This is a genomic window from Paenibacillus sp. lzh-N1 (assembly GCF_002872435.1).
In the GTDB taxonomy this organism is placed as follows: domain Bacteria; phylum Bacillota; class Bacilli; order Paenibacillales; family Paenibacillaceae; genus Paenibacillus; species Paenibacillus polymyxa_C.
Genome location: NZ_CP025696.1, coordinates 3,235,889 through 3,249,369, shown reverse-complemented (window position 1 = coordinate 3,249,369; position 13,481 = coordinate 3,235,889). Strand labels below are relative to the sequence as shown.

Below are 13,481 nucleotides of genomic sequence, written 5' to 3'. Positions count from 1 at the left end.
AGCTACATAATCTGTGTGTGCTGATCAGGCTGCCTGTGATTGTGATTTGCGCTTAATCACCAGTTTAGTGCTTGGTTTGATTGCTCTTTTGACGACCATCATTAAGGAAATCAATACAATTACCCCCATAAAGATAGCGACCGGCATATATCCCGTATACGAAATCAGCTCTACAACCGGATACAGGATGGCAGGCACCCTGAACGAATACTCATCAGCCGTCTCCATATAATACGCTAGCCAGGAGAGAAAGCCCCCGATCAATAATGTGTATAGAAAAAAGACGATCGACGGTTTCATAGATGCCCAAGCTGTATTCGTAGATTGCTCATAAGTATAATCCTCTTTCATATAGCTGTACAAATGCTGTACGAACGCGTCCTTTTCGTCACTGGCAAATTCCATTTTCACTTTTTCAGGTGTGGAGCTACCTGCTTTTGTATAGGTAAGAAGCAATGTATCATCAAATTTGGTCAAATTTGTTTGCACGCTTTCTATTGCATGTAATGGAATACAATAATCATAATGCTCCATTTCTTCCATCGTCACAGTTCCTTCGGAAAGCTGCACACTGATTGCTTCTGCCTGAGCCTGAGCCAAATCGGTAAGAATGGCATGAGGATGAAGAATAGCAAAACGTTTATTATCCAATTTATAAATTTTCGTTTTCTCATCATCATGAACGGACATACAAATCCCCCTTTTTATCAGCAATTTTATTATGGTGTGTTTCTTTAGAGCTACCGTAATGTTTCTGACTGATCCTGAGCATTCGTTTCATTGTGCATGGATTCTGATTTTTTCTTGCGAAATAATTTGGCAAAAAACTTGCCTATCACACCAAACACACCTGCACAAGCAGCACCAATGAGGACGAGCACCTTAATTCCCGCGCCCTTAAAAAAAGCAATGATTAATGCCAACAAGCCTACCTTTTTAGCTACTGCCAAGCCAGCTCCTCCCAAGATCAGTCCAGTCAGGCCATACTCAGAAATTTTGTCTGTTGAAGCATTAAAATCCTCGTATCGCTCACCTGATTTGACGGTCAACTTGGGTAATATTTTCTCATTCAAAAACTTCTTATCCGCATCCAAATGTGCAGGATCGGACACTAATATGGCAGAGATATAACCCTGACGAGTGAGCACGCGAACATTATAATTAATCAGCTTTTCCTTGTTCCCATCCTCCGCCAGCATAGACCAAGTTAGATTATGGGTCGCTTCATTATAAAAAGGCTCCACATCCCAGCCTGTAACATACAGGCGATCACTTTCCGCCTTTTCCTTGTTACTCTCTTCCGTACCTTCTTTATAACTATCTAGAATGGCATCTGCATCGATATCTTCTTTTTCATCATCCTTGATATGTCCAAGTTCATAGTATTCAAAAACAACTTCCCAATTTTGATTTTCATCCTTCGGAAATATACTCCCAATTTCCTTGCCAGATGGCTTTTCGTGATTCATCTCGCTTACCTTTGCAGTGTTAGCCGCATCCAAAAAAAGAAGAGATGAGTCTAAATCAACCGTAGCCACCTTTCCCAGGTCTACCTTTCGGCCACCTTCAACCCATTTTAATTGTTCACTGGATGAAGCCCACGCGTTTCCTCCACTGAGTAACACCAGACTAAGCGCCAACAGCGCTCCCAAAATCGTTTGGCTCCATCTCATTTTGTTGTTACATTTGTTATCTAGTCTCTTATTCAAAACTCATTACCCCTTTATAAATTCCAATATCTCCCGTGTCCCCAACCATATTAGCCACTGCTTTATATTTTGTCAATTCACAGTAGCAAAGGGCGTTTCCAAGACTTAATACTCATTTTTATACATATGTATGCAAATTTCTACTCTAATCGGACTGGTTTTACAAGGTATAGAGGAGCGATATGAAAAGACTCATCATGGACAAGCACAATTGCGTAATGGCTGCAACTTATCCGTTCAAGTCTCATCTAGCATATAAAATGTCGAATTTCAGCAGAATAAGAAATGTACACTTCACCAAACAAGCGACTATAGTCTTAGTGACTTTATTCCTGTTTTTTATACATATGTCATCTTTTTTATTTAAAAGAATGTATAGGCTTACACCGGATTGATTTATCAAATGCCGGGACATAGAAGTAAAGATAGAGGGGATGCACACTCCACTCCTCTATCAGTTATTTTAATCCACAATCATCCGTCCGGCTCCGCCGCCCTGCCAGCGGCCTGCTGTGCGCTTCCCCCGTCCGGCTCCTTCCAAAATCAACACTAGCTGCCTATGGAGCTGAGCATGTGAAAATTCCTTATATTCCGCACCACTTCGGTTCGCAATATAATGCTGGATAGATTCTCTGTCCACAGCCTCCAGGTTCAGACACATCAGTGCAAACATACAATCCATCGGATCGTTTGTACCGCTTTTGAGCAGTTCGGATGCAAAGTAGCGCATCGTTTCCGGGCGCAATGTGCTTTGATACAAGCCCGCAAACGGGACATGGATATCACTCCATGTATTAAATTCAGTAGCCATATCAGCAAAATCCTGATAATTGGAGCGAAGCACGGCTCCATCTTTGAGTTTGAACCGGCCCAGCTCCAGTTCATCCAATCCGATCTCAGCCTCGGCCTCCAGCACAATATCTGCATGATGCATGGTGAAATCCGGGCGATCTGTTTGTTCCAAAAAAAGCAGCTTCAACACCGACAGCCGCCCCGTGGCTGCATACGGCACTTCCTGTTCCTGCTCTAGCAGGTATAATCTATTCTTGTGCTTTACAATGCCTCTGCCTACGGTCAGCGCATGTTCCCCAACGGTCACGTTCATTCCGGTAATAATGCCATCCGAATAATCCTGATATCGGATATCCAGAAAGCTACGGGGGTAATCCCGCAGATTTTCCAGCATCTCGGTTTTGAGAATACGACCTTTTTCAAACTTTGGAACGATATGCGTTAACATGGGGTTCCCTCCTTTCTCTATTCTTCTTTATTTAGGGGAACAGATAGCCGGTTCACACCGGGCGCAGGCGGCGGGACTGTAACTCCATCATCGGTGGTGGGTGGAGCTTTACTTACTCCAAGTAATCCAATAAATAGACGAAAATTCTTTTCTATACATCTGCGTAAATCCATCTTGTTCCCCCTGATTGAAGACTGAGGTTCATTATGATCTCAGAATTTATTATCTACCTGTTACATCCCGGCTCCGCGCCCAGCCTGCTCGCGAAGTATATAATTCAGCTCACGCTTGTCCACAACATAGGTACGGGCGATCAGATCGTGAAGAGCCTGTTTTCTAGCTGTAAAGCCTGCCATGATAAAACCGATCCACAAAATGATACTCGATACAATTTTACTCCAGTAGCGGGCACTCGCACGTCCAAAGCTCAGCTTTTGGTTAAATTCATCTACTACAACGATACCAAGAGCCAGCTTGCCCACCGTAGCTCTGCATTTGGACGATTCCATGATCGCAAAATACAGCCATGAAGCCCCCAAATTCATCAAAGTTTGTCCCAATAATTGCATGGTAAAAATAGCAGTCGGCCCGTTTGTCAGCATAGAGGTTTCTGCCGGAGATGGCACCCAATCTCCAATGGCCTGAATGATGATCCAGACCAGTCCGATTATCATAAATACAAATCCTAAAATAAGGCTGTCAATGATATAGGCTAAAGTTCGTTTCCAAAAACCTGCATACAGCATGTTATTCCCTCCAAGTGTTGTGTGCTTTTCTGATTTCTGCATTTGAATAATTCTTAATTTATTATTTCGTGCCGTCAAAGAAATCCAGCTCGGAGAGATCATTTTCGAAGGCAAAAAAGCGCTTGGGACCCAGATACAGCAATTCATCACGGCGGGTAATCGGTACTACATAAAAGCCCCAACGACTATCCCCGACAAAAACAAAATATTTCGTTTCCTCATTGCGGATGGAGTCCGTATCATCCTGCGGGATATCCCGACCGTACAGCTCTGCGATTTCCTCATACGGCATGGGTTCAAAAGCATCTGGCCGACTGCGGTACACATGGCGCTGACGCAGCTTACCCCCGTTGGCCGTCAGGAAGAATTCCACTTCGACCGCTTGAGACGGCCGGGAAATCGAACCGCGTACCCGGCTGCTTTCCAAACTCGCAATCAGCTCCTTCTCACGCCCCGTATGCGTCCATGCGCTGACCGTATACGGAATAGCTTGAATATGATTGGTAATGACAGGCTCAATGGTCCCCATTTTTTTAGCGTTCAGGTAACGGATAGCCCCGCGCAGACAGGCCATTTTCAACTCAGGTACCCGGCTTAGGTCTTCTGCCTTTTGTCGGAACTCAATACTGCGCCCTGGCACAAATTCCTTAAGCGCTTCGCGGAACACGTCTATCCGGCAGGACTGCCCGGTCAGTTTGATAATCGAATAATCCTGCAAGCGCCCCTCCAAATAAAAATCATCCAGAAACTTGCGCACAATATTGTAGATATCTGCCTTAAGTAGCTGCTGTACTTCACGAATATTAAACACCACATCAGGCAAACCATATTCATCACGGAACCGTCCGTTCTCAATCACCGAAACCAGCCAACGATCCATTACGGCAATGTTCAGGTCGCTTTCAGCAGATAATACCTGCTCGGATTCAAAGCGACTGCGCAAGACCCCCGTACGTAGAAAAAATTCCTTTTTCATATTTTCTGCCGCACTCCACAACAGATGAAAATTACTCAGTACCCGTTGATATTCATCCCGTGTAGCATGCTCATACCGTTTGAACGCGGTAGGCAAGATCGCCTCTGCGTCGCGATAGCGTTCCTCCAGCCCTGCATATACAGCATCTACTCCAAACTCATCCACATGACGGTACAAATCTCCCGAAGGAATGCCGATCAGAGCATCAATATCGGTGTCAGGCAAACGAGTCTCGGCAGCATAATAACCTGCAAATACAATTTTCATAAACTGCATAATCCGGTACGTCAGATTGTTGCCGCCAAAGTTGGTATCCCCATTTTCATACGTTGTGTGAATATCCAGCTTGTAAGCAATACGTCCATCTTCTATCCGAAAGCGGCAGGAAGACAGATCTGTCGTGCCCCCACCACAATCAATGACAAGTGCCTGATACTCCTCACCGTCTGCAAAAGTTCCTCGTTCCATCTGGTCTGCCAACGTGTTGTAGAGCACTGCCAGCCCTTCGTCCAGCGCATCCTCCGCTTCAATCCGGTAATCAGGCAAAATATCGCTAAACATCTCAATAAACTGGGGCTGCAGCTTGACAGGAGCAGAAAAGTGTAAATTGCGAAACCGACACTTAAATTGCTGCTCGGCTGTAGCAATCACATAACGGATAAACGCCGCTAAAATATCGCTGCGGGAAGCGGTTGCTGTATTCCCCTCAGAATCCATTAATTCTTCGATTCGCTTATAGTCATTGACCCAACGTTTAATCCCCCGCAATACCGTGGCACGGCTGCCTGCCACATCGCTTCCACGTAGTGCCTCCTCCCCAAATGCATAAACGATATGCACAGGATTAGAGCAGTCCGCGACGCGAATGGCGGTCGGCAACACTTCGATCCAGTCGCCTTCCGTACCTTCTGGGCCAGGGAATGATACATAATTGATGGCGTCCAGCCTTACCGTGCTGCTCATACCTGTATCAGGGGCCGTAACGTAGGAACTATCCAAATAAGCACCTGCCGTGGTGTTCGAGGTGCCAAAATCAATCGCCAGTACCGCATCGGTTGTTTCCGTGCCCCGAATGATCAGCTCTGCCACCGGGATTCGGTGACCTTGAAGTTTCAGCGGTAGCATCGGCTTATCTCCATAGTAGAGGTTATAAAAATATTCTGATTCCTGCTTTCGCAAAAACAGCAAGCTATAGCTATGATTGGATGTCTCTCGCAGTTCAGCATCGCGGTGACGAGAAAGATAATATACGCCTGTTCGTCCCTCGTCCTTCACCAAATTTAAAACACCACACAATTCCCCTGTCGCATTCACCAGCAGCACATTAGATGAGCTCAGCCAAGGCAAATCGGATTCGATCCGATAGTTGTCCATGCGACCTGTGCGCACACCCTGATACAGCGTGATTTTGGCGGGAACTCGGATACCACCGCTCTCCTGCCGGCGGTCGTTCCAGTTGCGCTGTAATGCCGATTGCATACGCTCAAAGCCGCTAGGATTGGGTCTGGTGATGAGTAGATGCTCCTCCGCGCTTCGAAATCGCAAAATTACGCGAATTAATTCTTCACGTGCCAGACGATTCGCAAAGCCCTCGACCAGTCGCTCCTTATCACATATGCCACGCAACTGAAAGGTCGTCATTTGCTCCAATTCCGCCCGCGTATATTTGGTCGTGAAACGAGCGTTTTTTCGATCGGTGAGCGGGTCTAGCAACCTGTATGTATAGGGTCCGTTCATCGTTCACATGTCCTTTCTTAGCCATTTAGCCTTAATAGAGGGCGATAGCATCAATTTTCATCGTAGGGTCTTCCTCCAAAATGCCGAAATGACTGGTCCAATACAATTCCGTCGTAAACCGTGCTGGAAGAAACAAATCGAGAATCAAATCGACTTTGACTCGTGAGAGCATCGTTTCCTCCTGACCAATATATATGAGCAGTTCGTCTTTTTCCTCACAGTTGGTGTAAATGATCGAGCGATGAAAGACGCGACGCATCGTTTGTTTTAGCAGATGTACGGCTTCCCCCGTCTCATACAGGCGCAGCAGGCCTTCAGCAATCGCGTCCTGTTCCTCACGGTTTAATTGTCCAAAGGCTTCCTTTACCTTCGGGCCAAAAATGCCATCCACAATATCACGCTGAACAAACCGGATATGGTACTCTCGCCGATTCATTCCTTGATACAGATCGATCTCCGCCAGAAAATGCATCATAATATCAAATAGCGATTCTCTCAGCTCCAGATCCTCTGCTGCATCCGGTGGAAACAGATCCCGAAAAATAGAATAAAAGCGGTAGTACGGATTAATCTCCACTACCTGCTCCAAATGGGACGTATTCAGCTCAGCCAAGCTAAGCTCCATATACGGAGAATAGCTGACAGCGGGTACGAAGCGGAATTTATCTACATCCAGCCCCTGTTTCCTTGCGCGCATGAGCAAATCCCAAACGTAATTCACACCCATTCTCCTTCACACTTGTACTCTGGAAAATACATCTGCACTTCCGACACCAGAAAGCTCATTAAATCGGACAAAATGTAAGCAGGTGCGGTTGGCAAAACATCCTCAGAACCACGTCTGAACCCCAATCGCATGATCTGCTTGCCATCCTCTGTCCGTACATTATCGCTGACAAACGGATTTAACGGATACGTCTGAGTTTTGGTTACAAGGTTGCTTATATCATTTCTCCCTGCACCTCCCCAGATGTCCACACGCTCTAGCTCCAGCCCCTGTGCCGCTTCAAACGAATTGACGATGCGCGTGATCTCTGCTCTGGCCCGGACAATCACGGCCTGTTTCCCTGCATAGCGACCCAAAAAGCTGTCCTGCCGCCGATTGGACAATACCGGATAGGTCTGACGACTAAGCTTGGTTGTAGCTGGTTTCGTAACCTTCAACACATTCCACTCGCCAGATTTATCACGTGGTGTGACAATCGTCAGTTCCTCTTCTGTCCGCTTGATATAGCGGATATCGCTTTCAGTCCCGTCAATCAGGTAACCATGCTCTGGTCCTGTTTTACGCAAAGGCAGCACATGCTCATAGTTCACACGATCCATAGCGGGTATAGGAAAACCGCTGTTCTTTAGAGCTAGTCTTTCAATGTTCCACAGCGGAAAAACATTGGCTTTCTTAAAAATGTCGAATTCCTCCAACGAAATCGTGATTTCATGGATTTCTTCATGAGCGGCCGGTTCGCCGTCTCCACCAATCAATACACAGTCCACAAATTTATAAGCGTACGGGTCATTAATCGTTTTCCACGGCATACCATTTTGCATAAACGTATGATACAACTGCTCAATCTCCAAAATATAAGAACGGTTATGCTCCAAACGAAAACGAATCGGATAGTTTCCGGTTTCCGTGACCAGCATTCCTGAGAAAATTCGCTTGCTGCGTACCAGTGCCCAGATTCGTTCGGTCTCCATTTCGAGAAAAAGCGTAAACAGCGGCATCTCCCCGCCTTCGCCCACCACCTCTGCCACACGGCTGATGTCTACCTGTTTTTCTTCTGCATCGGAGGGCAACACAGGATATAAAAATTCATGAATCGGGTCATAGTCCTCACGCGATGTCAATGACACATACACATCAAACTTTTCTTCCGTATTCTCAATTTCCTCAAATACCCGCCGTTCTAGCTGGCGGGTCATTTCTTCCTGATATTCGACGAGGTTCATAAATACCCCGGCCATCATATTTTTCAGTAAACGTCTCTGCTCTAAATCGTCCATCTTGCTCAAACGATCCTGTACCAGCTCTTTCACGACGCCTCACTCCTTTCCGACTCCAGCATTCAATGAACATTAAAAACTTATTTCCCGTTCGCAGCAGCCTGATCTAAGCTCTCTGAATTAGACGCCCCGGCTGCTTTAGAAGCAGAATCAGCAGTTCCTTGCTCTTTGCTGGTGTCCGCCTTGGCCGAAGCGGCATTGCCATCCCCCGTACCACTGCTCTTTGCAGCCGGAGAGGCCTCCTTCTTCGCGGGCGTAGTACCTGCTGAAGCCGTCGGCGCAACCTTCGTTTGCGATGCTGTGGCAGAGGTTGCCCCAGCAGAAGATGAAGCTTCACTCGCTGCGTCCCCGGTATCTGTGTCGTTCATCGCTCCGTCAGACAATCCCAATCCAGCAGGAAGCTGACCATTTTGCTGCTGCTCCGCGCTCTGTTTTTCCTCCGCCTTGGCTATGCTCCGCTCCAGCGCCAGAACACTTTCGAGCTTATCGATCTCCTGATAAATCTCCTGTGCCCCGCTATAAGCGTCAATGGCTCCTTCATAATCGAGATCTTTCATCAGCCGATCCCCTTTGGCCTGAAGTTTGCCAGCTTGAATCTCCTTGAGCTGCTGCTGGATGGATGTTAATTTGTCATTGGTCTCGGTTATTTTCTTTTCCAGCTCTTTTTGCGCGGACGTATAACCAGATTCCATCGCTGCCTTGTTTGCTTTTTTGTACAGCTTAAGCGCATTGGTATAATCGCCACCCTGGAATTTTAAATCTCCGTCCTTCATCCAGCTCGCTGTCTCAGCATAGCTGTCCAGTTGGTCGATTTTATGCTCAATGTCCTTCACATTAAACGGTGGATATAGCCCGGCACTTTTCCGTGCCTTCTCGTAGCTGGCTTCAGCTTTGGTGAAATCGGCCTTTTCTACATAGCCGTCTCCATCTACCATCAATTGAGATACTTTCTGCTCAGCTGTATACAGTCGCTTGTGAATTTTATCGTTAATCTTAATCGCCGCATTTTTCGCTTCACTGTAGGATTTGAGCGCTTTTGCATAATCTCCTGCTCTTGCATAATCATCCGCGGCCTGAGCCGATTCAATCATCGTTTCCAGCGCAGCCGCTTTGTTCGCAGCCATACGCGCTAGTGTAATCCATGCTCCCCCGCCCACGATTACAAAGGCGAGCAACGCAATCAAGATCCGTTTGATCAGCTTACGACGGTTTTTAGGCTTTTCCTGAAAAACTTTGTTTACATAAATGGCGGCAGCCGTGTAATTATTCACCGTCCGGCGCTGTTTACTCAGCAGGACCTCTTCCAACGTATCCGTCAGCATACCCGGGTCCTTCGCTTCCTCCAGCGCACCCAGCATTTCCGCCAGTTCAACATCCTCCCACATCCCAGATGTAGCGAGCAGCATTACATCTCCATCTGCAAGCTGTGTCTTTTTGGCGAAATGGGCATGAACCCCATTCGGATTCCCGAGATATTCCAGCAGATTGCCCCGTTCCTCGTGTGTACTGGTCGCTTCGTCTGGAATACGTCCATCATCTGCCAATGACTGAGCCAGGCTATGATCCTTACTGCGAAAATTAAGCCTTCCATTGCGAAAATGATACAGCCGCACATTACCGCACGAAACGTACACCATTTTGTTATAGTTGGTCACTACCATCAGCAGACTGGCCTTGAGCCGGACACGACGGCTTTCAAATTGCAGCCATTCCTGCGCTTCACGCAGATCTCTCATCAAGCGCCGCTTGGACATGGAAGGTTTCTCCATGAAGTTTTCCAGCACCGTTTTGACAACCATTTCTGCGCTGCGCAGCTCTTGATCTGAATCCAGACCATCTGCGAGGACATAACAGGCCATGTCGTCCGTCTCCATGAATGCAAAATAGTCCCGGTTGTCTATGTAAGAGCCCGCTTCCGACACAAAGGCGGTACTAAAATCGCTGTTGTCCTTGCGCATCGCTACCCCCGTCTTTCTTGTTTCATCCTATCGCCAAAATAAGCACTGTCGCATTATCCTGACTTTTAAACCCTTTATCGTTGATGGTGTCGATCATGGCATCCGCCATTTCCTGCGGAGTTCCGCCCTTGCGCATGATCTCTTCCTGCTCAATCTCCGTCAGCGCCTCCTGAATGCCATCACTGCACAGCAGCACATAATCACCCGAATACAGACGAATCGGTGCATTCCCCAGTTCCATGCTCTCAAAGCCTTCATAGCCCAAGTAGTTGACCAGTTGATTGCGTACAGGACTCGTTTTAGCTTCCTCCGAGGTCATTTGTCCAGCAAGCACCCGTTCCTCCAGCAGTGTTTCCGCTGTATGCTTGGAATTGACTGTCTGAAAGTGACCATTGCGGTAAATTGTAATCAAGCTGTCGCCCACCGCTCCGTAATACAGCTGATAGCCACACACAATGACTGCCGCGAGCGTCGTTCCCCCGCCCTGCCCATTCAAATTTTGCAAAATGCCGCGATTGCTTTGGGTTGCGGCCTCTGCAAAATATCCGTTCAAATTCGTTGCATCTTCTAACTTGGCAAATGCCTTCGTAAAAGTCGTCACAGCTAAGGTACTGGACATACGCCCATTGGCCAGCCCACTGATCCCGTCTGCAACAACCGCCAGCGTACCGACAGGGGTGGTCATACTGGAGAAATAATCATCCTGCTCGCTCCGGCTCCCGATCGTTTGACCATTTCCAATCTCAATTCCACTCACGGTACGGCTGCCGGAACTTCGCGTCAGTCGTATACGGATGATGAGAAGAACAGCGAATAGCACCGCAGCTCCACATACAACAAAATAAGGCTGCATATCGTTACCTCCCTGCACCATTGCCCACTTCTGTTCTAATTTTCGTTATCCCACTCGAAATGAGCGCCGCACAGCGGAATAAAGATAAATTTGCTGCGCCCGAGCTGAATCACATCATAAGCAGCCAGCTCCACTGGTGAATATACCGCCTCGTTATTGTGATACGCCAAGCCTGACGAATCGCCTGGCAGCAAGTAAAAGTTGCGTTTCTTCGGATCATACACAATGACCGCATGATTTCTGCGGGAAATCGTGTTGTCTCCGATAATACGGACATGCATTTCCTCTGCGCGCCCGATAAAGTTTTTCTCTGCCATAATGCGATAGTCCTGACCCACCTGTGCTCCTTCGATACATACCAGCCATCCGGTTACTGGGTGAATCCCCACGGTTTCGCCTAAATACGGCATGGTTTTGTCATCGTCTCCTGCAACGTTTGTTTTCGCTGCTGGTTCGGCGTTCTTAGGTGCGGCTATATTTACTACTGTATTACAATAAGGACACGTATTTCCGTGCTTTCGTGTACTGAACATGTGTCCGTTCGGGCATCTTGTCAAACTCATAGTCGGTTCCTTCCCCCATTGTCTTGATTGTCTTTACAGCAATCTAAGGATTGTGCAACTTCTTCTATTTAACGAGCAGCCTGGTATTGGCAATATATAATAAATCACCTGAGTAAATTCGGTAAGGCTCGCCACTTTCCAGCTTCTTGGTTACACTTTCGTTCGCAGACCGTAGCCCGGTCCCATTGCCGGAATCCACATCCTCCACAAACCAGTCACTGTTTACCCGGTTGAGTACCGCATGCTCCACACTTACCAAGGAAGCATAATCTGTACCTGCCAAATCAATATCCGCCTCAGAGCGTGACGTTGTTTTGCCGATTAACAATGATGTTTCGCCTTCGATATACCATTCTTTAATAGATTCACCTTCTTCATCAATTAACACCAGCTTGGCAATCCGTTTACGATCTGCCTTTGGCCTTGGCACAGGGACCACGGAAACCAGATTGCGCAGTATGTATACAAGCACGCTAATCCCAATACCTATTGCGACCACAGTCTTCAAACCGCTGTAGCCTGGACGGTTAAACACATAAAAGGCGATCGCCAGCATCAGCCCGAACATGGCAACATCTATGATGAAAACCCATCTGCTCTGCGCCGTTTTCACTGCTTGCTTCCCCCGTTTCTATCCTGAAATCATCACTTTTTACGAATACCAAAAAATTGGTTGAACATGGCTGAGGTATCCGTCGGATCACCGGATTTTTTCATTTTTTTCCCTGGTGAGCCTTCCTTCGTTTTCGGATGAAAGCCGAAAAATTGCTCAAAATCAGTGCCTATGTCAGCCGGATTGAATCCTTTGGCTGCCCTACGTGTACCCTCTGAAGGTGCTGCTGCCCCTCTTGCTTTTTCTTGCTGTTCTCCGCTAGTTCCCGTTGCTTTTCGGATGAGCTCAGCATCGTATGCCTGCCGCAATGCTTCGTCACGCAAGGTATTGTAAGCCTCGTGAATCAGCTTGAACTTGCGCGTTGCTTCCTCGCTTCCCTGGTTGGTATCAGGATGATACTTTTTGGCCAGTTTACGGTAAGCTTGCTTAATCTCTGCCTCCGAAGCATCCCGGCCGACACCGAGCAGCTCATAGTAGTTGGTCATTGTCTGGTGTTCCCCTCTCCGAAAAAAATAAATATTAAGAGACCCGTAGGCCTCTTAATATTTATCCACCCTTCACGTATGCGCCGGGTGAGTGTGTGTTTAAGCTGCACTTAACGTTAAGACGTTAAGCTTAAACCGGATATCCGCCGTCGATGGTAGCCAGCTCGGTTTTGTCTTTCTTTTGTTTGATGTAGAGTGTAAATGCACCTACACCTTCTGTGTCGCCGAAGTGCTCGTTGTAGTCTACAACGAAAGCATTCGGGAAGTAGATTTTACGCACAACTTGATCAGCTGCAATAACTTCCAGTGTTACTTTACGGTAGCTGTCTGCTTTTTCAGCAGGAACCAGAGACCACAAAGCCAGTTTCAGCGTGTCATCCGCGCTGTCACCGTCTACTGCTGTGATGATTTTACCGCTGATGCGCAGCGTGGAGCCTACGTCAGTGGAGCGTGCATTGGAATCGTCCGGTGTATCGGTGTCATAAATAACCGTTTGGATGTTATCCAAGCCCAGCTCAATTGTTTCTTGTCCTTCTACTTTCAATCTGAATCCCATGTGTGTTGCCTCCTTGATATTAGGTAAAATGATGGCGGAAG

The 13,481-nt window shown here is 47.2% G+C and carries 13 protein-coding genes; all 13 read right to left on the bottom strand.

The window, feature by feature from the left end; translation table 11 throughout:
• Positions 1-24: 24 nt before the first annotated feature.
• A complete protein-coding gene (locus C0638_RS14770) occupies positions 25-690 on the bottom strand; it encodes a hypothetical protein (RefSeq protein WP_058710410.1) in 666 nt (221 codons plus the stop codon).
• A gap of 50 nt (positions 691-740) precedes the next feature.
• The gene (locus C0638_RS14765) at positions 741-1,673 is read right to left on the bottom strand and encodes a DUF2167 domain-containing protein (RefSeq protein WP_058710430.1); all 933 of its coding nucleotides are present in this window, start codon (positions 1,671-1,673) and stop codon (positions 741-743) included.
• A 499-nt stretch (positions 1,674-2,172) separates the two neighbouring features.
• Complete coding sequence (locus C0638_RS14760) at positions 2,173-2,949, bottom strand: hypothetical protein (RefSeq protein ID WP_013372543.1); 777 nt, start codon at positions 2,947-2,949, stop codon at positions 2,173-2,175.
• 233 nt (positions 2,950-3,182) lie between these two features.
• Positions 3,183-3,695: an RDD family protein gene (locus C0638_RS14755; protein WP_025676103.1), complete on the bottom strand. Its 513-nt coding sequence runs from the start codon at positions 3,693-3,695 to the stop codon at positions 3,183-3,185.
• A gap of 61 nt (positions 3,696-3,756) precedes the next feature.
• The gene (locus tag C0638_RS14750) at positions 3,757-6,408 is read right to left on the bottom strand and encodes an Hsp70 family protein (RefSeq protein ID WP_058710411.1); all 2,652 of its coding nucleotides are present in this window, start codon (positions 6,406-6,408) and stop codon (positions 3,757-3,759) included.
• Positions 6,409-6,439: 31 nt separating this feature from the next.
• Positions 6,440-7,129, bottom strand: a complete 690-nt coding sequence (locus tag C0638_RS14745) for an iron-dependent peroxidase (RefSeq protein ID WP_082689607.1) — start codon at positions 7,127-7,129, stop codon at positions 6,440-6,442.
• Complete coding sequence (locus C0638_RS14740; RefSeq protein WP_058710413.1) at positions 7,126-8,445, bottom strand: hypothetical protein; 1,320 nt, start codon at positions 8,443-8,445, stop codon at positions 7,126-7,128. The genes C0638_RS14745 and C0638_RS14740 overlap by 4 nt, the downstream gene beginning before the upstream one ends.
• Positions 8,446-8,492: 47 nt before the next feature.
• Positions 8,493-10,370 (bottom strand): hypothetical protein, encoded by a 1,878-nt coding sequence (locus C0638_RS14735; protein WP_058710414.1) that lies wholly within the window; start codon positions 10,368-10,370, stop codon positions 8,493-8,495.
• A 22-nt stretch (positions 10,371-10,392) separates the two neighbouring features.
• Positions 10,393-11,223, bottom strand: a complete 831-nt coding sequence (locus C0638_RS14730; RefSeq protein ID WP_025676108.1) for a PP2C family protein-serine/threonine phosphatase — start codon at positions 11,221-11,223, stop codon at positions 10,393-10,395.
• 35 nt (positions 11,224-11,258) lie between these two features.
• Positions 11,259-11,786, bottom strand: coding sequence for an FHA domain-containing protein (locus C0638_RS14725; RefSeq protein ID WP_040103097.1), 528 nt, complete (start codon positions 11,784-11,786; stop codon positions 11,259-11,261).
• Positions 11,787-11,850: 64 nt separating this feature from the next.
• A complete protein-coding gene (locus C0638_RS14720) occupies positions 11,851-12,399 on the bottom strand; it encodes an FHA domain-containing protein (protein WP_013372552.1) in 549 nt (182 codons plus the stop codon).
• 32 nt (positions 12,400-12,431) lie between these two features.
• Entirely contained in the window at positions 12,432-12,884 is a 453-nt protein-coding gene (locus C0638_RS14715; protein WP_013372553.1) for a J domain-containing protein, read from the bottom strand.
• A 130-nt stretch (positions 12,885-13,014) separates the two neighbouring features.
• The gene (locus C0638_RS14710) at positions 13,015-13,440 is read right to left on the bottom strand and encodes a hypothetical protein (RefSeq protein ID WP_007431573.1); all 426 of its coding nucleotides are present in this window, start codon (positions 13,438-13,440) and stop codon (positions 13,015-13,017) included.
• Positions 13,441-13,481 lie beyond the last annotated feature (41 nt).